At 68.6% G+C, this 24,429-nt stretch carries 16 protein-coding genes and 1 pseudogene; 8 read left to right on the top strand and 9 right to left on the bottom strand.

Going from position 1 to position 24,429, the window contains the following annotated elements; genetic code table 11:
* Positions 1 to 33: 33 nt before the first annotated feature.
* Together glgX and treY are read left to right on the top strand one after the other, a co-directional pair.
* Positions 34 to 2,163 (top strand): annotated as a pseudogene (gene glgX, locus KO481_RS21655) (glycogen debranching protein GlgX); the annotation flags it as partial.
* 113 nt (positions 2,164 to 2,276) lie between these two features.
* Positions 2,277 to 4,688: a malto-oligosyltrehalose synthase gene (treY, locus tag KO481_RS21650; protein WP_245401288.1), complete on the top strand. Its 2,412-nt coding sequence runs from the start codon at positions 2,277 to 2,279 to the stop codon at positions 4,686 to 4,688.
* Positions 4,689 to 4,807: 119 nt separating this feature from the next.
* Here the strand turns inward: treY and KO481_RS21645 are convergent, their stop codons facing one another.
* Complete coding sequence (locus KO481_RS21645) at positions 4,808 to 5,980, bottom strand: T6SS phospholipase effector Tle1-like catalytic domain-containing protein (RefSeq protein ID WP_215919157.1); 1,173 nt, start codon at positions 5,978 to 5,980, stop codon at positions 4,808 to 4,810.
* Positions 5,981 to 6,296: 316 nt separating this feature from the next.
* On the opposite strand from KO481_RS21645, the gene dnaE reads away from it, so the two are divergent.
* Positions 6,297 to 9,848, top strand: coding sequence for a DNA polymerase III subunit alpha (gene dnaE / locus KO481_RS21640; RefSeq protein ID WP_215919156.1), 3,552 nt, complete (start codon positions 6,297 to 6,299; stop codon positions 9,846 to 9,848).
* 21 nt (positions 9,849 to 9,869) lie between these two features.
* Here dnaE and KO481_RS21635 read toward each other — a convergent pair whose 3' ends face one another.
* Positions 9,870 to 10,907: a LacI family DNA-binding transcriptional regulator gene (locus KO481_RS21635; RefSeq protein WP_308166727.1), complete on the bottom strand. Its 1,038-nt coding sequence runs from the start codon at positions 10,905 to 10,907 to the stop codon at positions 9,870 to 9,872.
* Between the two features lie 347 nt (positions 10,908 to 11,254).
* Positions 11,255 to 11,479 (bottom strand): hypothetical protein, encoded by a 225-nt coding sequence (locus KO481_RS21630; protein WP_215919155.1) that lies wholly within the window; start codon positions 11,477 to 11,479, stop codon positions 11,255 to 11,257.
* Positions 11,480 to 11,700: 221 nt separating this feature from the next.
* Here KO481_RS21630 and ilvA point away from each other — a divergent pair, with 221 nt between their 5' ends.
* Positions 11,701 to 13,056: a threonine ammonia-lyase IlvA gene (gene ilvA, locus KO481_RS21625; protein ID WP_215919154.1), complete on the top strand. Its 1,356-nt coding sequence runs from the start codon at positions 11,701 to 11,703 to the stop codon at positions 13,054 to 13,056.
* 171 nt (positions 13,057 to 13,227) lie between these two features.
* Here ilvA and KO481_RS21620 read toward each other — a convergent pair whose 3' ends face one another.
* Positions 13,228 to 14,496 carry a serine hydrolase domain-containing protein gene (locus KO481_RS21620; protein ID WP_215919153.1) on the bottom strand — a complete coding sequence of 423 codons (1,269 nt, stop codon included), beginning with the start codon at positions 14,494 to 14,496 and terminating at the stop codon, positions 13,228 to 13,230.
* 221 nt (positions 14,497 to 14,717) lie between these two features.
* Positions 14,718 to 15,407, bottom strand: coding sequence for a winged helix-turn-helix transcriptional regulator (locus KO481_RS21615; RefSeq protein ID WP_215919152.1), 690 nt, complete (start codon positions 15,405 to 15,407; stop codon positions 14,718 to 14,720).
* 60 nt (positions 15,408 to 15,467) lie between these two features.
* Between KO481_RS21615 and KO481_RS21610 the strand changes: the two genes are divergently transcribed.
* Positions 15,468 to 16,232, top strand: a complete 765-nt coding sequence (locus tag KO481_RS21610; RefSeq protein WP_215919151.1) for a class I SAM-dependent methyltransferase — start codon at positions 15,468 to 15,470, stop codon at positions 16,230 to 16,232.
* 54 nt (positions 16,233 to 16,286) lie between these two features.
* Positions 16,287 to 16,856, top strand: a complete 570-nt coding sequence (locus KO481_RS21605; protein WP_215919149.1) for a hypothetical protein — start codon at positions 16,287 to 16,289, stop codon at positions 16,854 to 16,856.
* A 220-nt stretch (positions 16,857 to 17,076) separates the two neighbouring features.
* Here KO481_RS21605 and treZ read toward each other — a convergent pair whose 3' ends face one another.
* A complete protein-coding gene (treZ, locus tag KO481_RS21600; RefSeq protein ID WP_215919147.1) occupies positions 17,077 to 18,816 on the bottom strand; it encodes a malto-oligosyltrehalose trehalohydrolase in 1,740 nt (579 codons plus the stop codon).
* A gap of 343 nt (positions 18,817 to 19,159) precedes the next feature.
* Here treZ and KO481_RS21595 point away from each other — a divergent pair, with 343 nt between their 5' ends.
* Entirely contained in the window at positions 19,160 to 19,777 is a 618-nt protein-coding gene (locus KO481_RS21595; protein WP_215919145.1) for a class I SAM-dependent methyltransferase, read from the top strand.
* Positions 19,778 to 19,790: 13 nt separating this feature from the next.
* Here the strand turns inward: KO481_RS21595 and KO481_RS21590 are convergent, their stop codons facing one another.
* Together KO481_RS21590 and KO481_RS21585 are read right to left on the bottom strand one after the other, a co-directional pair.
* Positions 19,791 to 20,510 carry a response regulator gene (locus KO481_RS21590; RefSeq protein ID WP_215919143.1) on the bottom strand — a complete coding sequence of 240 codons (720 nt, stop codon included), beginning with the start codon at positions 20,508 to 20,510 and terminating at the stop codon, positions 19,791 to 19,793.
* Positions 20,507 to 22,279 carry an ATP-binding protein gene (locus tag KO481_RS21585; protein ID WP_245401287.1) on the bottom strand — a complete coding sequence of 591 codons (1,773 nt, stop codon included), beginning with the start codon at positions 22,277 to 22,279 and terminating at the stop codon, positions 20,507 to 20,509. The genes KO481_RS21590 and KO481_RS21585 overlap by 4 nt, the downstream gene beginning before the upstream one ends.
* A gap of 415 nt (positions 22,280 to 22,694) precedes the next feature.
* Between KO481_RS21585 and KO481_RS21580 the strand changes: the two genes are divergently transcribed.
* Positions 22,695 to 23,960 (top strand): SLC13 family permease, encoded by a 1,266-nt coding sequence (locus KO481_RS21580; RefSeq protein WP_215919141.1) that lies wholly within the window; start codon positions 22,695 to 22,697, stop codon positions 23,958 to 23,960.
* Positions 23,961 to 24,011: 51 nt separating this feature from the next.
* Here KO481_RS21580 and KO481_RS21575 read toward each other — a convergent pair whose 3' ends face one another.
* A complete protein-coding gene (locus KO481_RS21575) occupies positions 24,012 to 24,410 on the bottom strand; it encodes a VOC family protein (protein ID WP_215919140.1) in 399 nt (132 codons plus the stop codon).
* Positions 24,411 to 24,429: the final 19 nt, after the last annotated feature.

The following is a 24,429-nucleotide window of genomic DNA, read 5'->3' as shown; positions in this document are numbered from 1 at the left end:
GGCGGGTCCGCAACGCCCATTACTGTCGGGGGCATGGTTGCACCCGACGCCCTCGGTGACGTAGCGCCGCTCGGCGTCTGGCCGGGCGCCGCGTACCCGCTGGGCGCCACCTACGACGGCGCCGGGACCAACTTCTCAGTTTTCTCCGAGGTTGCCGAGCGGGTGGAGCTTTGCCTGATCGCCCGCGACGGCACCCAGGCCCGCATCCCGCTGGAAGAGGTCGACGGATACGTGTGGCACGCCTACGTGCCCGCCGTCGCGCCGGGCCGGCGCTACGGATTCCGCGTGCACGGCCCGTACGATCCCGAGCGCGGGTTGCGCTGTGATCCGAGCAAACTGCTGCTGGACCCGTACGGCAAGGCGTTCGCGGGCCGCTTCGACAACGATCCCTCGCTCTACACCTACGGCCGGGATTCGCTGGGGCACACCATGACCGGCGTGGTGATCAACCCGTTCTTCGACTGGGCCGACGACCGTCCGCCGCGGCGGCCCTACCACGAGACGGTCATCTACGAGGCCCACGTGAAGGGCATGACGATGACCCATCCTCGGGTGCCCCGCGAATTACGCGGCACATACGCCGGAATCGCCCATCCGGCCGTGATCGATCATCTGAAGAGCCTGGGCGTCACCGCGATCGAGCTGATGCCGGTGCACCAGTTCCTGCACGATCGCATGCTCCTGGACAAGGGGCTGCGAAACTATTGGGGCTACAACAGCTTCGGATATCTCGCGCCACACTGTGAATACGCCGCCGATCCACGCGCCGGGGCCGCGGTCACCGAATTCAAGGCGATGGTGCGTGCCCTGCACGCCGAGGGCATCGAGGTGATCCTCGACGTGGTGTACAACCACACCGGCGAGGGCAACCACCTGGGCCCCACGCTCGCGTTCCGCGGCATCGACAACGCGGCGTACTACCGTCTGGCACAGGATGATCCGCAGCGGTACGTCGACTACACCGGCACCGGCAACAGTCTCAACGTGCGACACCCGCACACCCTGCAGCTGATCATGGACTCGCTGCGCTACTGGATCCTGGACATGCACGTCGACGGCTTCCGCTTCGACCTGGCCGCCACGCTGGCGCGGGAACTGCACGACGTGGACCGCCTGTCCACGTTCTTCGATCTGGTGCAGCAGGATCCGGTGGTGAGCCAGGTCAAGCTCATCGCCGAACCGTGGGACGTCGGCGAGGGCGGCTATCAGGTTGGCAACTTCCCGAGCCTGTGGACGGAGTGGAACGGCAAATACCGCGACACCGTGCGCGATTACTGGCGCGGTGAGCCGGCGACGCTGGGCGAGTTCGCCTCCCGGCTCACCGGTTCCTCGGATCTGTACGAGGCCACCGGCCGCCGCCCCGGCGCCAGCATCAACTTCGTCACCGCCCACGACGGTTTCACCCTGCGGGATCTGGTGTCCTACAGCGAGAAACACAACGAGGCGAACGGCGAGGAGAATCACGACGGCGAGAGCTACAACCGATCCTGGAACTGCGGGGTGGAGGGCCCCACCGACGACCCGCAGGTGCTGATGCTGCGCGAACGCCAGTCCCGCAACCTGATCGCCACCCTGGCCCTGTCACAGGGCACCCCCATGCTGCTACACGGCGACGAGATGGGCCGCACCCAGCAGGGCAACAACAACGCCTACTGCCAGGACTCCCCGCTGTCCTGGGTGGATTGGTCACTGGCGCAGAAGAATTCGGATCTGTTGCAATTCACCCGCGCGGCGTTCGCGCTGCGCTCCGCGCATCCGGTGTTCCGTCGCCGCCGCTTCTTCGACGGCCGCCCCTCCTCCGATCCGGACCGCGGCGGGCGGGACGCGGCGCCCGATATCACCTGGCTCACCCCCGGCGGCGCGGAAATGACCGCCGCGGACTGGGATTCGGGATTCGGCCGCTCGCTCGAGGTCTTCCTCAACGGCGCGCGAATCAATGAGCCCGGACCCCACGGCGAGCGGATCTGGGACGATTCGTTCCTGTTGTGTTTCAATGCCCACGACGGCCCCATCGACTTCACCCTGCCCGGACCGGACTTCGGCGTCGGATGGTCTGTGGCGCTGGACTGTTCGGCTCCCACCGGGCGGGCCCGAGCACACTACGGCAGTACCGCCGTGGTGCCGGTGCCCGCGCGTTGCCTACTGGTCCTGCGCCGGACCGACCCGGCGCCCGGGCCGGGCACGCCCGCGCCGGGCGCCGGGGGCGCCCACGCCGAGGGGGCCGCGTGGGCGCCGATGTAGAGCCACACGCACGCCATGATGAGATCAAGACCGAGATGACAGAATTCGCTACACCAGAATCGCTCACGATGCCGGTGGTCCGGCAGACCGCCGTCCGCAGCACCTACCGGTTACAGCTGCGCCCCGACGCACTGACCTTTGCCGATGCCCGCGCGATCGCGGAATATTTGCAGCAGCTGGGCATCTCGCACGTGTATTTGTCACCGATCATGACCGCGGTGCGCGGATCCACGCACGGCTACGACGTCACCGATCCGACCGCGGTGTCCCCGGCCCTGGGCGGGCCCGCGGGCCTCAAGGCCCTCTCCGATGAATTGCGCAGCCGCGGTATGGGTTTGATCGTCGATCTGGTGCCCAACCATGTGGGAGTGGGCGATCCGAGGCAGAACCCGTGGTGGTGGGATGTGCTGCGGCACGGCCGCAACTCGCAGTATGCGAGCTTCTTCGACATCGATTGGAGCCCGGGCAACGGAGCGGGTGGGCGGCTGGCGCTGCCGGTGCTGCAGAACGAGAACGATCCCGCCGCGCTGACGGTCGACCGTAGCGGCCCGGAACCGATGCTGGCGCTGCATGATCTGCGCTTCCCGATCGCGCCCGGAACCGACGGTGAGAACCCGCTGCGGATCCACGACAAACAGCATTACCGGTTGGTCAGCTGGAAGGCCGGAATCTGCACCTACCGGCGGTTCTTCGCGGTATCCGGCCTGGCGGCGATCCGCCAGGAGGATCCCAAGGTCTTCGAGATCACCCATCGCGAGCTGGCCGCCTGGTGCGAACACGACCTGATCGACGGCGTGCGCGTGGACCACCCGGACGGGCTTGCCCATCCCGCGGCCTACCTGACGCGGCTGCGGCGGCTGATCGGACCGCGCCGGCTGCTGCTGGTGGAGAAGGTGCTGTCCAATCGCGAACCGCTGGACGCGAATCTGCCGATCGACGGCACGACCGGGTACGACGCGCTGGCGGATCTGGGCGGGGTGCTGATCGACCCGTCCGGGGAGAAGGTGCTCACCGAGCTGTCCCGCCGGTTCTGCGGACACGGCAGCAACGGCGCGTGGATCGGCAACAACGAGCACCGCATCAAGCGCGCGGTGGCGGAGACCATGCTGACGCCCGAGGTCCGCCGCCTGGTGGCCGCGATCAAACGCGACGCCAACGCCGAATCCTTCGACACCATGGCGCTGACCAACGCCACCATCGAGGTGCTGGCGTTCATGCCGGTGTATCGCACCGACTACTCGCCGCTGGCCGGCACGGTCACCACCGTGGTGACGAAGGTGTGCAAGCGCAACAGCGAGCTGTACGCACCGCTCTCGGTGCTGGCCACCGCGCTCGCGGTCAACGGCGAGGCGGCGATGCGGCTGCATCAGGTGGGCGGGGCGGTGACCGCCAAGGCGGTCGAGGACACCATGTACTACCAGGGCGCGCGGCTGGTGTCGCTGCAGGAGGTGGGCGGCAATCCGGCCCGGTTCGGGCGGTCGGTGCTCGAGTTCCATCTCGCCAATGCCGAACGGGCGCAGCGGTGGCCCGCGGGCATGACGACACTGTCCACCCACGACACCAAGCGCGGCGAGGACGTGCGCGCCCGGATCGGGGTGCTGTCGCAGGCCGCGGACCGCTGGTCCAAGGCGGTGATCGCCTGGAGCGCGATCGCACCACCGCCGGACGGCGCGACCGCACTGTTCCTGCTGCAGAACATGTTCGGGGTGTGGCCCGCGGAGGGGCGATCGGCCGCGGCGGTGCCCGGCCTGCGGGAACGGCTACACCTGTTCGCCGAGAAGGCGGTTCGCGAGGCCGGTACCAAGTCCTCCTGGGAGGAGCCCGATCTCGATTTCGAAATGGCGCTGCACAACTGGATCGACACCGTGATCGACGGGCCGGTCGGCGCGGAGCTGTCCGCGCTGGTGAGCAAGCTGGCCCCGCATGCCTGGTCGGATGCGCTGTCGCAGAAGCTGTTACAGCTGTGTGGTCCCGGAATTCCCGATATCTATCAGGGCTGCGAGCTGTGGGAGGATTCGCTCGTCGATCCGGACAATCGCCGTCCGGTCGACTTCGGGCATCGCCTGTCGATGCTGCAAACGCTCACCGGCACACCGGAACCCGACGTCTCCGGGGCGGTGAAGATGTGGATCGTGGCATACGCGCTGTGGCTGCGCCGCGAGCGGCCCGACTGCTTCGTCGGTGGGACGTACACACCGCTGTTCGCCGCGGGCGACACCGCCGGGCATCTGGTGGCGTTCGCCCGCGGCCGCGCCGACGAGCCGCCACAGCTGATCGCCGCCGCCACCCGGCACAGCGTCCGGCTGGCCGAGAACGGCTGGGGCGACGCGGCCCTGGACCTGCCCGCGGGCACCTGGACCGACCGGCTGACGGGGCACACCTTCACCGGGCGCGTCCGCTTGGAGAAGCTGTTCACCCGCCTACCGGTCGCCCTTCTCGTCCGCTGAACAGCTCCCCAACCGACCGACGGGGGCTGCGACATCCACCGGGCGCGTCCGCTTGGAGAAGCTGTTCACCCGCCTACCGGTCGCCCTACTCGTCCGCTGAACAGCCCCCCGAGGCCGGCTCAGACCTGCTGCGGAACCGCGGCCTCGGTTGCTGCGGCGGGGCTCGCGGCCGGTGCGGCCGTGTGCTCCGTCGGTTCGGTGGGCATGCAGTTGTTGCAGTGTTCCGCCCAGCGCTTCAGGTTCGGCGGATCGTAGGTGACGCTCGGCTGCGCGCACGAGGCCAGGGACACCCGCTGATCCTCCGGTGCGTCCAGGCGGCGCCAGGAGTCCGGGTAGAACCGGGTGCTGCGCGGATAGCGCAGCCGCGCGGCGAGATTCAGCAGTCGCCAGCCCATGGTCATCGAGTCGTGCGCGCGCACCGGGCCGGTCGCGGTCGCGCCGCGGGCGATCAGCTCCTCGAGCCGGTCCTCGTCGAATTCCAGCCCCTGGCCCTGCGCCTCGTGAACCATCCAGCGCAGCGACCGGTCCGAGAGCCGGCTGTCGGCCATACCGCCCCCGACGTCGGTGTGGCTGCCCTCGAACCACACCTGCTTGACCCGGTCCGGCCGCTGCTGGGTCACCCCCGCCTCGTCGGTGACCTCCCACAGGCAGGGCGAGAAGATCCGGCGCCGGTCGTCGATGGCCAGTGCCTGCCGCGCGCAGTGCACGGTCCGCGCGAGCCGCAGATCGTGGAATCGGTAACGGCCCGAAGTGATTCCGGGCACACCCATCGCACCCACCGTATCGAAGACGCCGACGAACTTCATCGGCACCGGCCAGCGGCAGTGCTCGGAGCGGAACTGCGCCCACTGCGCCGGATCCGGATCGTCCGGATGATCCTTGCGCTGCCGGAAGATCCGCATCGCCTCCGGAAACGCCCCGTCGATCATCGCATCGGCGGTCAGCAGCCCGATCCGGTTGATCAGCCCGGACAGACTCCGGGCGATATAGGCGCCGCGGCTGAAGCCGAAGATGAAGATCTCATCACCCGGCTCCCAGTTCAGCGCCAATTGCCAGTACATGGTCGACAGCCCGGCATCCGCACCGAGACCGAACGCGCCGCCCAGATACTTGTCGGCCAGATATCCTCGCGAGCCGGGACCGTCGACATAGAACACGCGCTGCCCGATCGGGCCCCCGGCGGTATCGGTGGCACTGAGCCGCACCGATTCCGCGATCTTGACTATGTTGGTCACCGAGGGGTTGCTCTCGGCTCCCCAGGTGCCGTCGCAACACACCACCAGTCGTTTCATAACACGATCCTCCCGCCCCATATGGTTCCGAATCCTGCGTAGCGCACTACCCGAATCGCCGCCACGCCCCCGCGCAGATCTAATCATTCCCGCAAACCCCGCTCCCCACACACTCAATTTCCGCGTCGGCGAGAGCCGGGCGCCCCTCCCCGGCCGCGGAGCCGGGCCGATCGGCGCGGCGCAACCGGAGTGTCGCGCGAGGCCCACCGAGCCCACGCAGGTCACCGGGCCGCGTGCCCCATACCACGTCAGGGGTCCGGATCGGCACCGGCGCGGCGGGATTCAGGTGTCGGTGGCACGATCTAGAATCCAAGCCGTGTCAGCCTCGCCGGGATCGTTCGTTCACCTCCACAATCACACCGAGTACTCGATGCTCGACGGCGCGGCGAAGATCACGCCCCTGTTCAAGGAGGCGGAGCGGCTGGGTATGACCGCGGTCGGCATGACCGACCACGGCAACATGTTCGGCGCCTCGGAGTTCTACAACTCGGCCAGGAAGCAGGGCATCAAGCCGATCATCGGCATCGAGGCGTACATCGCCCCCGAGTCCCGCTTCAACACCAAGCGCGTGCAGTGGGGCGATCCGAGCCAGAAGGGTGACGACGTCTCCGGTTCGGGTGCCTACACCCACATGACGATGGTCGCGGAGAACGCGACCGGCCTGCGCAACCTGTTCAAGCTGTCCAGCCTGGCCTCGCTCGAGGGCCAGCTCGGCAAGTGGTCGCGTATGGACGAGGAGATCATCGCCCAATACGCCGAGGGCATCATCGCCACCACGGGCTGCCCGTCCGGTGAGGTGCAGACCCGCCTGCGCCTCGGGCACGAGCGCGAGGCCCTCGAGGCCGCGGCCAAATGGCAGGAGATATTCGGCAAGGACAACTTCTTCCTCGAGGTGATGGACCACGGCCTGTCCATCGAGACCCGGGTGCGCCAGGGTCTGCTGGAGGTCGGCAAGAAGCTGGGCATCCCCGCGCTGGCCACCAACGACTGCCACTACGTGCACCAGTCCGACTCCACCAATCACGAGGCGCTGCTGTGCATTCAGACCGGTAAGACCCTCTCGGACCCGACCCGCTTCAAATTCGACGGCAGCGGCTACTACCTCAAGTCCGCCGACGAGATGCGCGCAATCTGGGATGCCGAGGTGCCCGGCGCCTGCGACAACACGGTGCTGATCGGTGAGCGGGTGCAGTCCTACGAGGAGGTCTGGACCCACCGCGACCGGATGCCCGTCTTCCCGGTCCCCGAGGGGTACGACCAGGCCAGCTGGCTGCGCGAGGAGGTGCGCCGGGGCCTGCTGCGCCGCTTCCCGGACGGCCCGCCGCAGAAGTATCTCGACCAGGTGGAGTACGAGATCGGCGTCATCCTGGAGATGGGCTTCCCGGCCTACTTCCTGGTCGTCGGCGACTTGATCAATCACGCCCGCGAGGTCGGCATCCGCGTCGGCCCGGGCCGCGGCTCGGCGGCCGGCTCGCTGGTCGCCTACGCGCTGGGCATCACCAATATCGACCCGCTGCCGCACGGCCTGCTGTTCGAGCGCTTCCTCAATCCCGAGCGCGTGTCGATGCCCGATATCGATATCGACTTCGACGATCGCCGCCGCGGCGAGATGGTGCGCTACGCCTCGGAGAAGTACGGCGTCGACAAGGTGGCCCAGGTCATCACCTTCGGCACCATCAAAACCAAGGCCGCACTGAAGGATTCGGCGCGCGTGCTGCACGGGCAGCCCGGTTTCGCGATCGCCGATCAGATCACCAAGGCGCTCCCGCCGCCGATCATGGCCAAGGACATCTCGGTCTCGGGCATCACCGATCCCGAGCACGAGCGCTACAAGGAGGCCGCGGAGGTCCGCGCCCTCATCGAGTCCAATCCCGAGATCGCGAAGATCTACGAGACCGCCAAGGGTCTCGAGGGCCTGATCCGCAACGCGGGCGTGCACGCCTGCGCGGTGATCATGTCGTGTGATCCGCTCACCGAAGCGATCCCGGTCTGGAAACGCGCCCAGGACGGCGCCATCATCACCGGCTGGGACTATCCCTCCTGCGAGGCCATCGGCCTGCTGAAGATGGACTTCCTGGGCCTGCGCAACCTCACGGTGCTCGGCGACGCGATCGACAACGCGAAGTTGAACCGGGGCATCGAAATCGACTTGGACGCCTTGCCGTTGGACGACCAGGCGACCTTCGAGCTGCTGCAACGCGGCGATACGCTCGGTGTGTTCCAGCTCGATGGCGGCCCGATGCGCGATCTGCTGCGACGCATGCAGCCCACCGCGTTCGAGGACATCGTCGCCGTCGGCGCGCTGTACCGGCCCGGTCCGATGGGCATGAACGCGCACAACGACTACGCGGACCGCAAGAACGGCCGCCAAGAGGTCAAGCCGATCCATCCGGAGCTCGAGGAGCCGCTGAAGGACATCCTCGGTGAGACCTACGGTCTGATCGTCTATCAAGAGCAGATCATGCACGTCGCGCAGAAGGTGGCGGGATACTCGCTCGGCCGAGCCGATATCCTGCGCCGCGCGATGGGTAAGAAGAAGGCCGAGGTCCTGGAAGCCGAGTTCGAGGGCTTCGAAAAGGGCATGGTGGACAACGGCTACTCCAAGGCCGCCATCAAGGCGCTGTGGGACACCATCCTCCCGTTCGCCGGGTACGCGTTCAACAAATCGCACGCCGCCGCCTATGGGCTGGTCTCCTACTGGACCGCCTATTTCAAGGCCAACTATCCGGCCGAATATCTGGCGGCCCTGCTCACCTCCGTCGGCGACGACAAGGACAAGGCCGCGGTCTACCTGTCCGACTGCCGCCGCCTCGGTGTCACCGTGCTGCCGCCGGATGTGAACGAGTCCGAGCAGAACTTCGCCTCGGTCGGCGCGGACATCCGGTTCGGGCTGGGCGCGGTGCGTAACGTCGGCACGAACGTGGTGGCCTCGATCATCGCCGCGCGCAAGGAGAAGTCCAAATACACCGACTTCTCCGACTACCTGAACAAGATCGACACCGTCGCCTGCACCAAGAAGGTCACCGAATCCCTCATCAAGGCAGGGGCTTTCGATTCGCTCGGCCATCCCCGCAAGGGGCTGCTGCTGGTGCATTCCGACGCCATCGACGCGGTCATGTCGACCAAGAAGGCCGAGGCGATGGGCCAGTTCGACCTGTTCGGCGGCCTCGACGACAGCGACGACAGCATCTCGTCGGTCTTCGATGTGAAGGTCCCCGAGGAGGAGTGGGAGTCCAAGCACAAGCTGGCGCTCGAGCGGGAGATGCTGGGCCTGTACGTGTCCGGGCACCCGCTCAACGGCGTCGAGCATGTGCTTGCCGCACAGGCGGATACGCCCATCCCCACGATCCTGGAGGGCGACGTCAAGGACGGCGCCCAGGTGACCATCGGCGGCATCCTCGCCTCGGTGAACCGCCGCATCAACAAGAACGGCCTGCCGTGGGCCTCGGCGCAGTTGGAAGATCTGACCGGTGGCATCGAGGTGCTGTTCTTCCCGCAGTCCTATTCGGTCTACGGCATGGATGTCGTCGAGGACGCGGTCGTGCTGGTGAAGGCGCGCGTCTCCGCGCGCGACGACCGGATCTCGCTCATCGCCAACGATCTGGTGGTGCCCGACCTGTCCGCGGTCGGCATGGAGAAGCCCCTCGCGGTGACGATTCCGACCCGCCTGTGCACCCCCGACAAGGTCAGCGCCCTCAAGCGGGTGCTGTCCAGCCACCCCGGCACCGCGGACGTGCACATCCGGCACGTGGGTTCCCGCGAGAAGACCACGCTGCTCAAGGTCGCCGACAACCTGCGGGTGTCGCCGTCCTCGGCGCTGATGGGTGATCTGAAGGCGCTGCTGGGCCCGGGCTGCCTGGCCGGCTAGCGGCCCGGGGCATCGGCTCGCCTAGTGCACGGGCGGGCCGGAGCTCTCGCGCACCACGAGCTCCGGAACCACCGCGGCCGGGTCGGGGACGCGTCCCTCGGTCTCGAGCAGTTCCAGCAGCAGCCGCATGCTGCGCCGGCCCACCTCGTCGAAGTCCTGCCGGATGGTGGTCAGCGGCGGGGTCAGGTACGCCGCCTCGGGAATGTCGTCGAAACCGACGACCGAGATGTCCTGCGGGACCCGGATGCCGCGCTCGGCGAACGCACGCAGCAGGCCCAGCGCCATCTGATCGTTACCCGCGAAGACCGCGGTCACCCCGGGCTGATCGGCCAGCGCGAGGCCCGCGTGGTAGCCCGAGCGCGGGCTCCAATCGCCGCCGATCACCGGCGAAATCTCCGCGCCCGCGGCATCGAGGGTGCAGCGCCAGCCGTCGAGGCGATCGCGCGCCTCGATCGAGTCGCTGTCCCCCGACACGTGCCACACCGTGCGATGCCCCAGGTCCAGCAGGTGCTGCACGGCCAGCCGGGAGCCCTCGAACTGGTCCACCGATGCCGCGGGCAGCCCCGCGTCCTGACCGGCCTCCACCGCCACCGCGACCAGCTGGGCGGGCAGGCTGCGCAGCGCTGCCACGGAGGCCAGCTGGGGCGCGATGATGATGACACCGTCGACCCCCTGATCGGCGAGCATGTTCACCGCATCCAGCACGCCCTCCCGGTCGACCCGCTCGAGGGTGGCGATGCTGACGCCGTAACCCGCTGCGCGCGCGGCCCTTTCGATGCCCAGCATCATCGAGGCCGGACCATACAGCACGGTGTCGAAGGTGACGACGCCCAGCACCTTGGAGCGCCTGCTGACCAGGCCGCGCGCCATGGCATTGGGCCGGTAGTCCAGCTCGGCCACGGCGGCGAGCACCCGCTCCCGCGTCTCCGGGCGCACCTGGGGACTCCCGTTCAGCACTCGCGAGACCGTCTGATGCGACACACCGGCCAGCTTGGCCACGTCGGTCATCACGGCCGGGCGGTCGGTCCTGCCCGGGGGGTGCCCATTGCGGTCCCTCACATCACAACCTTCCGTGCCGTGCCACCGGCCTCGATCCATGATTCAGGTTAACGCCCGCACCGCCCCACCGGCCCGAGCGAATCGGGCCGAATCGTCGTGGGCCTCAAGCGGTATCGCGGACGGACGCCCGGACTGCGCGCCGGGACGATCGATGTTAACGCTCACGGTAGCAAGTCCGAGGCCATCACCGCCACCATCGGATTCGAGTTCGAAAATCGGCAGTAGCCAACACCTTTCGGAATCGATGCCCCGACATCGAGCCCGGCTGACGATTCGCAGGCGCGGCGAACATCGACACCGTGCGGGAAAGGTCGACCACCGAGGCGCAGTGAGCGCACCGTGTCGGGCTAGAGAACCGGGCGAATCCGGCGAACGAGCAGAGCCATGCTCCAGCGCAGCGCGCCCACCGCGGCGGCGGCGAGCACGGCGACCTGTGGCGATCCGACGATCAAGAGCAGCAGTACGCAGGTCAGCAAGCCGAGGCCCAGAGCCTCCAGCTTGTACACCGGCCACCGGGTGCCGGCGATGTCGACGGTCCGCGCCACTCGCGACGGACGGTGCACCACTGCCATCACGTCAGGGTACACGGATGTCGAAGTTCGGTCCAACGAACATTTCGGGCACGGTTCGCCGCCCACCTCCCCACAGGCCCGTCGTCCGCGTCCTCGCGCGACTACCGCGAACCACCCTCCGACGCACCGCGGCGGCACGGAACCGGACCGCACCGCCGCCGACGAGCCGGAACGGACATACTGGCCGATCAGCCGCGCTGCCGCCCGGCTAGCATGTTCGCGTGTCCAATCCCCTTGATGTCGCAGAGAAACTGTCCGGTCCATCGCCCATGCTGAGCGCGGACGAGATCGATGCAGCGGCCAAGCGAATTTCGGGGATTATCGAGCCGACGCCGCTACAGCGCGTCGAGCGGCTGTCGGGGTTGTCCGGGGCGGAGGTCTACGTCAAGCGCGAGGATCTCACCGCGGTGCGCTCGTACAAGCTGCGCGGCGCATACAACCTGATTGTGCAGCTCACCGAGGCCGAGCGGGCCGCGGGCGTGGTGACCGCCAGCGCCGGAAACCACGCGCAGGGCGTGGCGTACGCCTGCCGCGCGATGGGAATCCGCGGCCGCATCTACGTCCCGACCACGACACCCAAACAGAAGCGGGACCGGATCCGCGCACACGGCGGGGATTTCGTGGAACTGCTCGCGGTGGGCGACACCTTCGACGCGGCCGCGGAGGCCGCGGCCGCCGATGTCGCGCGCACCGGTGCCACGATGGTGCCGCCCTTCGACGATCCGCGTACCGCGGCCGGGCAGGGCACCATCGCCGCGGAGATCCTCGAGCAGCTCGGGCACGCACCCGATCTGGTGATCGTTCCCGTCGGCGGCGGCGGCTGCCTCGCCGGTGTCGGCACCTACCTGCGCGAACGCTCGCCCGGCACCGCGATCCTGGCGGTTGAACCGGCGGGTGCGGCGTCCCTGACCGCCGCGCTGGTCGCGGGCGGGCCGGTGACACTGCCGCAGATCGATCCCTTCGTGGACGGCGCGGCGGTGCGGCGGATCGGCGATCTGCCCTACACCGCGGTCGCGGGCTTCGGCGGGCAGGTCATCTCGCACGCGTCGCTGCCGCTGCTGACCGCGACCGAATCCCCCAGGGGCGCAGGATCTTTCCGCGTGATGCTGGTGGACGAGGGCGCGATCTGCACCGCGATGCTGGAGCTGTATCAGAACGAGGGGATCATCGCCGAGCCCGCGGGGGCGCTCGCGGTCGCGGCGCTGGCCGATGTCGGCGTGGAGCCGGGCTCGACGGTGGTGTGCCTGCTCTCGGGCGGCAACAACGACGTGTCCCGGTACGGCGAGGTGATCGAGCGCTCGCTGGTGCATCAGGGCCTGAAGCACTATTTCCTGGTGGACTTCCCGCAGGAACCCGGCGCGCTGCGCCGCTTCCTGGACGAGGTGCTCGGCCCGGACGACGATGTCACGCTGTTCGAATACGTCAAGCGCAACAACCGCGAGACCGGCGCCGCCCTGGTCGGCATCGAACTGGGCGCCCCTGCCGATCTGGAACCCCTGCTCGAGCGCATGCGGGAATCGCCCCTGCGGTGCGAGCGCCTGGATCCGGGATCTCCGGCCTACCGCTACCTCACCTGACGACGTGTGCTGGGTTCCCGTCCCCCCGGACCGGAACCCGTCACGGCAGATCTTGCGCTCGCCGTCTCGGCCACGTTCACGATGTGGTACATCCCCGATGAGGCCATCTCGAGCGGCACCCGCGGCCGAGATGGCGGGGTGCCCGCCGCGCGACTCGCCGCGGGAGCGGGCCTAGGCGGCGCGGCGGGGGGCTGCTGGTGCGCGGCGGACGGTGGCGCGGGCGCCGCGCACGACCAGGGGCAGGATCCAGGTGGAGGCGATCTGGTCCCAGGCGAAGGTGCCCATGTCCAGGCGGTTGTGCACGAATCCGACCGACAGGCCCAGCTGCGGCTCGGCCCAGCCGAACGAGCCGCCCAGCCCGATGTGCCCGAAGCCGGTGCGCGTGCCCCCGGCCGGCATCGAGTGATAGCCCAGATGCCACATCATCGGCATGTAGAACAGGGTGTGGTCGAGGCGGTAGGTCTCCACCCGGCGCAGCGCGGCGGCCGTGCGCGCCGAGAGATAGCGACGGTTCGACACCATCCCGCCGCAGGCCAGGGCGCCGTACAGGGTGGCGAGGGCGGGGGCGGTGCACACGCCGTTGCCCGCGCCCAGTTCGGTGTCCAGGATCGGCGGATCGTCCCCCTCCAGGATGGTCTCCACACCGGGCAGGAACAGAGCGCGTGTCGCAGCGCCGACAGGGCCGGGAATGCCGTAGGCGTGGCCCAGGAACATCGCCCCGATCGGCGCCCGGACCGCGGCCAGCCGCGAACCCCGCAGCGGCGCAACGACCGTCGGCGACCCGGCCGGCGGGCGGCCCAGGTGAATACCGTCGACGCCGAGCGGCTCGGCCACCTCGGTACGGAACAACTCGGCCATGCTCGCGCCGGTGATCGCGCGCACCAGCCCCGCCAGCAGCCACCCGTAGGTGAGCGCGTGATAGGCGGGAACGCCCAGCAGCCGGTCGGGCGTCGCGGCGGCGAGGCGCTGCTCCATCAGCCGGTGGTCCAGCACATCGTCGGCCCCGGCCGCGATCGCGGGTAGCGACGACAGCCCGGCCCGATGGGTGAGCAACCGGCGCACCGTGATCCGGTCCTTGCCCGCAGCACCGAAATCCGGCCAGTACGCGGCGACCGGCGCGTCGTAGTCGAGCAGCCCCCGATCGGCGAGCCGGTGCACGACCGTGGAGGCGACGCCCTTGGTCGCGGAGAACACGATGGCGCCGGTATCCCGCGTCCACGCGGTCGCAGCGGCGGTTGCGGTGGCCGGGGAAGCCTCCCCGATCCAGATGTCGACCAGCGGCTCGCCGTGCCGGAACACCGCCAGCCCTCCCCCGGCCCCGGGCCGATCCCCGACGAACCTGGCGAATGCCCGCACCAGCGGCCCGAACTCGGCGGCGGCGGACCCGCCCATGCCGGCGGAAAGGGTCGCCGGACCGGAAGAGAAAGCGTCGTTGCTCACATATCCACGGTACGGGCGTGCCGGAATCCCGGCACGGGTACCGGTGATATCGCCTACCAGTCGTGACACAACGAATGCCTCGGCCCGACTCGCCAGGCCGTCGTCATCGCGGGCCACGCCGGGACCGCACTGCCGGGACGGCTTTCACCAGCGCCGTCAGCACGTGAACGTCGTGGACGTTGGCGGCCGAGCGGCCGCGGTCATACTCTGGCGAAGGTCCGTTAGCCGGCCGCAGGCGGTCGGTCTGCGGATGCCGGTGTTCGCCAAGCGAACCAGCCGGGGAAGGCGGAGGCCAAGGCGGGCTCGCCGACGACGCGAAGGCGACCCGCGCGCAGTGTGTCCGCGATGGTGCGAGTCCCAGCTACCAGTCGATACAGCTCGGCAAGTTCGGTCGTGACCCACAGATCGGTGTCGTATCCGGGATGCTGCAGACAGGCACTGACCTCCCGCGGCGTGCATACGAGCCAGCCGTGTTCCTCGGCATGACCGTGGTTGCCGAGGATGAATTCGACGCAAACACGCTGGGCGGGAAGAACTTCGGTGCGCACGAATTGCCGCAACCGCCACAGCGCCCAGCCGGGGTCGAGTTGTTCGGGCCGAGGGTCTCCGAAGCTCCATTGCCGTGCCCAATCACCGAGCTGCCATACCAGTGATTCGAGTGCGGCCCCGGCCTGTGTGAGCCGATACTCGGGTCGGCCGTCGGCATCGACGACACGAGCCACCAACCCGATCGCCTGTAGCCGGCGCAGGCGGGTCGACAGCAAGGTGCGGCTGATCCCTGGCAACCCACGATGGATGTCATTGAACCGATGCGAACCGACCAGCAACTCACGCACCAGCAGGAGGGTCCATCGATCACCGATCACCTCGATTCCCGCCGACACCGGGCAGTATTCGATCTCGCGCCGCATCCACACCCCAGTCCAGTTCTTGTACCGGTCACGAAGCTACCGGCGCGGCAGGCTGGTGTCATGACCACCGCCGCGGAACATTACGACCATCTGCTCGCCCCGCACTACACATGGATGCTGGGCGGTGACATCGATGCGACCGTCACGGCACAGTTCGACCTCCTGCACAGGCTGGGGCTCACCGTATGTGCCGAGGACCAGGCGGCGGCCGTGGACCTCGGCTGCGGCCCCGGACCGCAGACCCTGGCGCTGGTTCGGCTCGGTTACGCGTCGGTGATCGCTGTCGATACCAGTGCCGTTCTCCTGGCCGAACTTCGGAATCACGCCAACCGTCACGGTGTGAACCGGGTCGTGCGCCCCCTCCATGCGGATCTGCGCGGCGCTCTGTCCAGCCACGCCACGCCCGGCTCGGTCTCGACCGTGGTCTGCATGGGCGACACCCTGCCGCACCTGCCGAGCCGCGCCGACGTGCAGCGGCTGATCACCGACGTCGCCTTGGCATTGCGCTCGGGCGGCAGCTTCGTCGTCACCTACCGCGATTTGACCGCCGAACGCCGCGGTACCGACCGGTTCATCCCGGTCCGCCACACCGACGACCAGATCCTCACCTGCTTCCTCGACTATGTCGACCAGGACACGGTGATGGTCCACGACCTCCTGCACACCCGCCTCGACGGGACATGGCACTTGCACACCGGTCGCTATCCGAAACTCCGGCTGCCGCACCAGTGGCTGGCCGATCAATGCCGCACCGCCGGACTGGATGTGCGGCATACCGAAACAACCCCACACGGCCTGCAAATCCTGCACACCGTCAAACCCTGATCCCCCAGCGCCTTTGCCCGACTGGCATCCGTTCGCCCGGACGACAATCGTGTTGTGCCGCCACCGCCGTCGATATCCACTGCCGAGAAACGCCTCGAAGCAGTCGTGGCCGAGCTGCGTGGTCAGCGTCTCGCCGATGTCATGTACTACCCGTTGACGACCGGCGACGACGGCCGGCTCGCCGAGGAGTGGGATTTCGGCGACTGGCACGAACCGACGATGGGCGTCGAGCTGACCTTCCGCAACGGCGACCGCTACTCGGCGATCTGGAACAACACCTTCACCGAATACGGCCTCGAGATCTTCCCGAGGCCGATGGTCGACTTCCTCCTGATGGCCCCCGGAGGCAGTGTCGCGGTGCCGGTGTCGGAGCACCCGCACTGGGCCGGGTTGATCGGCAAGAAGATCATCGCTGCCGATATCTGCTGGGACTGCGATCCCAGCGGCACGATCCGAGTGCCATCAGCCATCCGGCTCGGCTTCCGAGGAACAGCGGTCTGGATCGCCGCCGGACGCTCGGCAGACACAGGCCCGGCAACAAGCTTCTGGCTGGGCACCGACGACGTCATGGTCGTCTTCACCCCCGAAATGAGCTCACAGACAGGAATCCCGGAAATCCACTGAGCCTCCGGCCGCCCGACCGGAACAGCGGCCGTCCAAGCTACCGATCCCCCGGACGACGCGACGTATCGCAAGCCCTCGCCGAATTCGGCTGGGAGGAAAACGATTCGGCCGATATCAGATTGCTGCGGTGTGCCAGAACAGCTCGTCGGCTGCACCATCAGTTCTGCGGCGGGGCGAGCTCGATGATCTCGACGCATCCGTCCGGCGTGCGTCGCGAATGTCAGTGTGGCAGTGGTGCAGCGGTCTCCAGGACTGCGAACGAGTGGGCAGGCACAGTGGTATGACCCGGGTGTTGGTCGATCGGCGACCAGGCCAATAGTGGGGTTCCGGTGATCGGGATGTCTACCGGATGGTCCGCTAGGTTGCATGCGATGTGAACATCGTTGCGGTGCAGGATGATCCAGCGGGCATCTTCGTCGTATTCGACGGCGAGGCGGTTCAGGCGGGGATCGGCGAGGCCGGGGTGGGTGCGGTGCAGAGAGATCAGCGCGCGGTAGCAGGCCAGTAGGCGCGCGTGCGAGGGGCTCTCCCGTTCGGACCAGTCCAGTTTCGAGCGCTCGAACGTGGCCGGGTCCTGGGGGTCGGGGATGTCGGTGGCGGGCCAGCCGTGATCGGCGAATTCGGCCCTGCGACCGGCGGCGACCACGGCCGCCAGCTCCGGTTCGGGGTGGGAGGTGAAGTACTGGAACGGGGTTCGCGCACCCCACTCCTCGCCCATGAACAGCATCGGCGTGTACGGGGAGCCCAGTATCAGTGCCGCCTTCACCGCGAGCTGACCGTCGGTGAGGTAGGCGGCGGGACGATCGCCGAGGGCGCGGTTGCCGATCTGATCGTGGGTGCACGTATAGGCGAGCAGCGCGCTCCCCGGCACCACCGCCGTGTTCAGCGGGCGGCCGTGCACGCGCCCGCGGAAGCTGGAATAGGTTCCGGCGTGGAAGAATCCGTGGCGCAGGGTGTCGGCCAGGCAGCGCAGCGAACCGAAATCCGTGTAGTAGCCCTGCCTCTCGCCCGATACGGCGGTATGCACGGCGTGATGCAGGTCGTCGTTCCATTGGCCCTGCAGACCGTATCCGCCCGCCGCGCGCGGGGTGATCAGGCGCGGGTCGTTCAGGTCGCTCTCGGCGATCAGGGTCAGCGGACGCCCCAGCCGCGCGGACAGCGCCTCGGTCGCGGCCGCCAGCTCCTCCAGCAACCCGATCGCGCGGCGATCCACCAGCGCGTGCACCGCGTCCAGACGTAGTGCGTCGATATGAAATTCGCCGAACCAGCGCAGCGCATTGCCGATGATGAAGGCGCGCACCTCATCCGAGCCGGGGCCGTCCAGATTCACACTCTGCCCCCAGGTGTTGCGCCCCTCGCTCAGATACGGCCCGAACCGCGGCAGATAATTGCCGGACGGCCCGAGATGGTTGTAGACCACATCGAGCGCCACCGCCAAACCCCTTGCGTGGCAGGCATTCACGAAACGCTGCAGGCCGTCCGGCCCGCCGTACGCCTCGTGCACCGCATACCACAGCACCCCGTCGTAGCCCCAGTTCCACACCCCGTTGAAAGCGTTGACCGGCATCAGCTCCACCGTGGTGACACCGAGGTCCACCAGGTGATCGAGCCGATGGATCGCCGCGTCGAAGGTTCCCTCCGGAGTAAAGGTCCCGACGTGGAGTTCGTAGAACACCGATCCCGCGAGCTGCCGCCCGGTCCACCCGGAGTCGGTCCACTGTGCCGGATCCGGCGCGTAGAGCGCGGACCGCCCGTGCACCCCGTCCGGCTGCCGCGCCGAGCGCGGATCGGGCAGCACCGGCGAATCGTCGTCGAGCGCGAACCCGTACCGCGCGACCGGATCGGCGGCGACTTCGGCCCGCCACCACCCGCCCGGCCCCGCGGTCATCGGATGCATCCGCCCGTCCACCTCGACCCGCACCCGCCGCGCCCGCGGCGCCCACACCTCGAACAGCGTCACCGCCCCAGCATCGCACGAAGGCACCCGAGCGCGACCTCACCCGCATGGCTCTTCGAGCGCCCGGCCCCCCGGCGAGCCTGCATCACGGGCGGAACCGGTCGCCTCGGCGATCGTCCGGCCACCCTGCGTCGTCGATCACGATCTCCACGGCATCGGACTATCGAAGGACGAACGCCGGTTCGGAGTGCGCAGACCAGGAGAATCCACTCTGTGCGCGACTATCGAGGAAGCAACCGGCGCCACGAGTCCGTCGTGCTCGACGCGTGCTACTCGCGTGCTCGGAGCGGAAGTTCAGGGTGGGCTCAGGGTGGTTCGCGGGCGTGCGGCTTGGGACAGTGGAGGGGTGAGTATCTACAGCGAGCGGGTCTTGCCTCGGATCATCAATGTGGCTTGTGGGCGGGCGGCCCACGATCCGATCCGGCGGCGAACCGCTGCGGGGCTGCACGGGCGCGTGGTCGAGATCGGGTTCGGGTCGGGGCACAATGTGCCGTTCTATCCCGACGCGGTGGAGTCGGTGAGCGCGGTCGAACCGGCCGATCTCGGCTGGAAGCTGGCGAGCAAGCGGCTGGCCCGGGCCACCGTACCGGTGCTGCGGGCCGGGCTCGACGGGCAGCGGCTGCCGTTCGAGGACGACAGTTTCGATACCGCGCTGTCGACCTGGACCATGTGCACGATCCCGGATGTCGATGCCGCGCTGCGGGAGCTGCGGCGGGTCCTGATACCAGGCGGCACAGTGCATTTCGTCGAGCACGGCCTCGCCCCCGATGCGAAGGTCCAGACCTGGCAGCACCGCCTGGATCCGGTCCAGAGCACCCTGTTCGGCGGCTGCCACCTCGACCGCGACATCCGCGGCACGATCGAGCGCACCGGATTCGAGATTCGTGACCTGGACACCTTTTATCAGCATCCCGGCCCGAAATTCGTCGCCGCGCTGAGCCTCGGGGTCGCCGTCTCGCCGTAACCGGGTCGTCGCGCTAGGTGCGCGAGTTCGTCCCGGCGACGGCCGCGTACTCCTGCTCGGGGCGCCCCGTACTGCCGTACCGCAATTGCATGCGCAGCGCGCCCGCGGCCACCAGGTTGGCAAGGTAGCGCTGGGCGGTGGCGCGGGAGACGCCGGTGGCGGCGGAGACCTCCGCCGCCGACAGCGCCGCCGGAGAATCCCGGACTGCCCGCAGCACCAGATCTTTCGTCGGCGAGCCCGATGCCGCCGCGGGTCCCGCCACGCCGGCGGGGCGCAGCGCCTCGAGCGCCGAGTCGATGTCGCGCGGCGTGACGACCGGCGCGGACAGCAGGCGGCGATATCGGGCGTAACCGGCCAGCCGGGCCGCCAGGGCGGCATGATCGAACGGCTTGACCAGGTAGGCGAGCGCGCCCGCGGACAACGCCGCGCGCACCGTCTCCGCCTCCGTCGCCGCCGTGAGCATCATGGCGTCGCAGCGGATCTCGCGCACCAGATCGACCCCGGAGCCGTCGGGCAGGTAGACATCGATCAGCGCCAGATCGAATGCGGCGGCGCCGCCTACCCCCGCCCCACCGCTCCAATCGTCGGCGGCGAGTGCGGACCGAGCCGCGGCCAGCGTGTGCACGGTCGCCCCGACGGTGAAACCCGGTAGCGCCGAGACGATTCCGGCATGCAGGTTCGCCACCCGGAAATCGTCGTCGACCACGAGCACCCTCAGATCGGATGGGATCATGTCGCTCCTTCCACCAGCACCCCGGGCAACCGGGCAATGAATTCCGCACCGGGCAGGTCCGATTCACCCCCGCCGCGATTCGCCAGCACCACATCCCCGCCCAGGGCCCGGGCCACCTGCCGCGACAGCGCCAGGCCGACCCCGCGCCCGCCGGGTGCTCCGCCGTCCGGACGGGTCGAAACCCCTTCGGCGAAGATCGATTCCGCCAGCTCGGCGGCGACTCCCGCGCCGCTGTCGGCGACCGCGATGTGCAGCGTCGAACCCTCCTGCACGAGTTCGACCTCGACCAGCGGTAATCCCTGATCGACGGTCGCGGTCGCCGCGTCGCGGAACTCGCGCCCGCCGGGTCGCCGCCCGGTGTCCCGCGCCGCGACCGCCGCCGACGGCCCGTCGTTCCCCGCGGCATCCGGCGGGTCGGCGTGCACGGACGTCCCCGCGCCAGTTCGCGCCGCCTCGATGGCGTTGTCCAGCAGATTGCCAAGCACCGTCGTCACGTCCACGGGCACAACGAGATTCGCGTCCACCCAGGTATTGGGGCCCAGGCGCAGTTCCACGCCGCTCTCGCGGGCGTGCGCGGCCTTGGCGGCCAGGAATGCCTGCAGGTAGGGGTCGCGCAGGGTGTCCATGCCGGGCAGGGCCGCGCCGAGCGGGCCCGAGCCGAGCAGCTCGTCGATGTACTGCGACGCCTCCTCCGCGCGACCCCCGTGCAGCAGGCCGCTGAGCAGATGCAGGCGATTGGCGAATTCGTGACGCTGGGCCCGCAGCACCGTGCTCATGGATTGCACCGCATCGAGCTGGCGGGTCAGCGATTCGACGTCGGTTCGGTCGCGCACGCTGAGCACCGCACCCAGCTCGCGTCCCTCGCGGCTGACCGTGCGCGCGGTGACGACCAGCAGGCGATCCCCGACCGCGGCCGCGACCGGCCGGGCCGTGGCGGCACGGAACACCTCGGTGATCCGCGGGGTCAGGCCGAGCTCGTCCAGGCTCGTCCCGGCAGCGCCCTCGATCCCCAGCAGCCGACGCGCCTCGTCGTTGACAACCGTTGCGCGCCATCGGGTGTCGACGGCGACGACGCCCTCGCCGATGCCGTGCAGCACCGCGGCCTGCTCGCGGACCAGCTCGGCCAGCTCCGGCGGCTGCAGGCCCAGGGTCAGCCCGTGCCAGCGGCGGGCCAGCGCCAGCGCGCCCAGCACGCCCGCCAGCAGCGCGAATCCGGCCAGTAGCCCGGCCCGCCGCAGATCCCGCAGCAGCTGGTCGTGCACCGCCGCGGTCGAGATGCCCACGCTCACCTCCCCCACGACGCCGGTGCTATTCGGTTGTCGCACAGGAACTTTCGCGCGGACTGATTCGCCGAGGGTGCCCCGCTGCCGGATCACCACCTCCGCACCGTGCAGCGCCGCGGAGGGGTCGGTGCTGACCATCTCCCCCAGCCGGTCGAGCTGCGGGTGCGCCAGGCGGATTCCGTGGGAATCGGTGAGGACCACGTACAGTGCGTCGTTGCGCGCCCGGGCATCCTCGGCGAGCGTCTGCAGCCGCCCCTTTGCCAGCTCCTGATCCGATTCCGAGCCCGTCGGCAAATTAGCCAATGAGTAGCGCGCGACATCTTCACGCACCTCTGGATCCGCCGCGACGGTGCGCGCGATCGCCAGCGCCCGCTGCCCGTACTCCTCGGACACGCGCTGCTCACTCACATACGCGAACACGCCGAACGCGATACCCAGCGCCAGCGCAACCAGCAGTACCTGCAGTAACACGATCTGTGTTCGCATCCGCACACCGCGGCCAAACACGTACATCGCCGTCCGTTCTACCACAGCTGAGCAGAATGAGCACAAGAGCGCCGTTCGGACAGCCCATTCGCTCACCGGTAGCGATATGCGAAGAGACCGGAGTCGGGTCGGCGCTCGACACCGGGAAGGACCGGCCGGGCGTCGCGGGAACGACCACCCCTGCACACAATGCACAGAACGCGGGAATTGCAGGTTGCGCGGGTTGTGCGCACAACCGCGCGCACTGTGATCCGAACCACCTACTGTCGCAACGCGGCCGCACACCGACGTACGGCCATCAGGTTCAGGAGCCGATCACGAGCAGCCCACCGAATGGTTCGAACGTCTGTCAGTAACAAAGCAAGTCATCGCCGGGCATGTGTTCCGCTCGGTGGTTGTTTCAAGGAGTTGTTCAGTGACTATGACCCAGGGGCTGTCCCTCGCCCTGCTGGTGGTCGTGCTGGTGGTGGCCGTCTGGCGCCGGATGAACATCGGTGTTCTCGCCCTCGCGGCCGCGCTGCCGATCCTCGTCCTGTCCCATGTGACGGCCGCCAAGATGTACGCGTCCTTCCCCGGCGACCTGCTCGTGCTGATCGCCGGCGTCTCACTGCTTTTCGCGCACGTGGAGCGCAGCGGCGCGCTCAGCGCCGTGGTGGAGAAGGTCTACGCCACGGTCGGCGACCGGCAGCTGCTCGTGCCGTGGGTGGGCTTCGTGCTGGCCGCAGCGCTGTCCTCGGCCGGTGCGTTCTCCACCGCGCCGATCGCCTTCCTCGTGCCGGTGGTCGCGCACTTCGGCGTGCGGTACCGCAGTTCCTTCTACGTGTCGGAGCTGGCAGTGGTGATCGGCGCGAATTCCGCGGGACTGTCCCCGCTCAACCCGACCGGCGCCAGCGTGCTGACCGCGGCGAAGCGACTGCACGTCCACTATTCGACCTGGGGCCTGTGGGCAGTCTCGGTGCTCGTCGCGGCCCTCGTGGTGCTCGCGCTGCAGCTGCTGGACAGGCTCCGGCAGCGGCGCGGCGCGGCGCCGGTGACCCCGGCTCCCGCGGTGACCACACCGGAGCATGCCCCCGAAGGCGAGGCACCCGCGGTGTCGAAGGCATACCTGTGGTGTTCCGGGCTGGCGCTGCCGGTGTTCCTGGCGCTCGTGCTGTTCGCGAAGTGGGATGTCGGCCTCACCGCGATGGCGCTGGTTGCCCTGCTGCAGATCGCATTCCGGCCGCCGGAGCGCGCGATCCTGGACCGCGTACCGTGGTCGAGCATCCTGCTCCTGACCGGGCTGCTGACCTATCTCGGGCTCATGCAGAACATCGGCACGATGAAATCGATCGAGGGCCTGCTGCACCATCTGGGCACCGGCGTCGCACTCATCCTCGTCGTCGCCTACATGACCGCACTGCTGTGCAATATCGAAAGCTCCACCCTCGGCGTGCTGAATCTGATGATGCCGCTGGTGTTCACGGCCTTCCTCGGATCCGGGCAGCTGTTCCTCATCGTGTGCGCGGTCTGCGTCCCTGCCGCGCTGACCGTGATGAACCCGGTGCACGTCGCGGGCACGCTGATCATCGCCAACAGCGCTCGGGAACAACAGAACACGCTGTTCCGCAGGCTCTTCGTGCTGTCGGTGTCGTTGTCGCTGATCGTGCCGGGCATCCTCGGACTCGTGGCCGCCGCGAGCTGAAAAGCACTGGGCCGCACCGCCGATGACGGGGGTGCGGCCCGATGTGCCGAATCACTGTGCGGGCCAGCCCCCGTACGGGACGGTCAGCATCTCCAGGGCGTGTCCGCTGGGATCCAGGAAGTACACGCCCCGACCGCCGTCGTTGTGGTTGATCTCGTTCTCGTGCTGCTGGCGGGGATCAGCCCAGTAGGTCAGGTTCCGCTCGCGGATCTTCGCCAGGCCCGCGTCGAACTCCTGCTCCGACACCAGGAACGCGTAGTGCGCCCGCTGGATGTCGGTGACGTCCGGTGGGACATCGGCGAAGTCGAAGGTGACCCCGTTCGCCACCGTGACCGGGACGAACCGTCCGGCCTCCGCCCCGACCTCCAGACCGAGAATCTCCGCCCAGAACTCGGCGGACTTGTGGCTGTCGTGGCTGGCGACAATGGTGTGATTGAACTGAATGGACACTGCCCCGCGCTCCCTTCAC

Source organism: Nocardia albiluteola (genome assembly GCF_018860155.1).
Taxonomy (GTDB): domain Bacteria; phylum Actinomycetota; class Actinomycetes; order Mycobacteriales; family Mycobacteriaceae; genus Nocardia; species Nocardia albiluteola.
Note: the sequence above shows the minus strand (reverse complement) of the source record. Positions and strands in the feature narration are given on the sequence as shown.

Excerpts from the sequence above, each read along its gene's own strand:
- treY (WP_245401288.1), top strand. The coding sequence starts at position 2,277 with ATGACAGAATTCGCTACACCAGAATCGCTCACGATGCCGGTGGTCCGG.
- KO481_RS21645 (WP_215919157.1), bottom strand. The coding sequence starts at position 5,980 with ATGAAACGACTGGTGGTGTGTTGCGACGGCACCTGGGGAGCCGAGAGC.
- KO481_RS21630 (WP_215919155.1), bottom strand. The coding sequence starts at position 11,479 with ATGGCAGTGGTGCACCGTCCGTCGCGAGTGGCGCGGACCGTCGACATC.
- KO481_RS21615 (WP_215919152.1), bottom strand. The coding sequence starts at position 15,407 with ATGCGGCGCGAGATCGAATACTGCCCGGTGTCGGCGGGAATCGAGGTG.
- KO481_RS21610 (WP_215919151.1), top strand. The coding sequence starts at position 15,468 with ATGACCACCGCCGCGGAACATTACGACCATCTGCTCGCCCCGCACTAC.
- KO481_RS21590 (WP_215919143.1), bottom strand. The coding sequence starts at position 20,510 with ATGATCCCATCCGATCTGAGGGTGCTCGTGGTCGACGACGATTTCCGG.
- KO481_RS21585 (WP_245401287.1), bottom strand. The coding sequence starts at position 22,279 with ATGCGAACACAGATCGTGTTACTGCAGGTACTGCTGGTTGCGCTGGCG.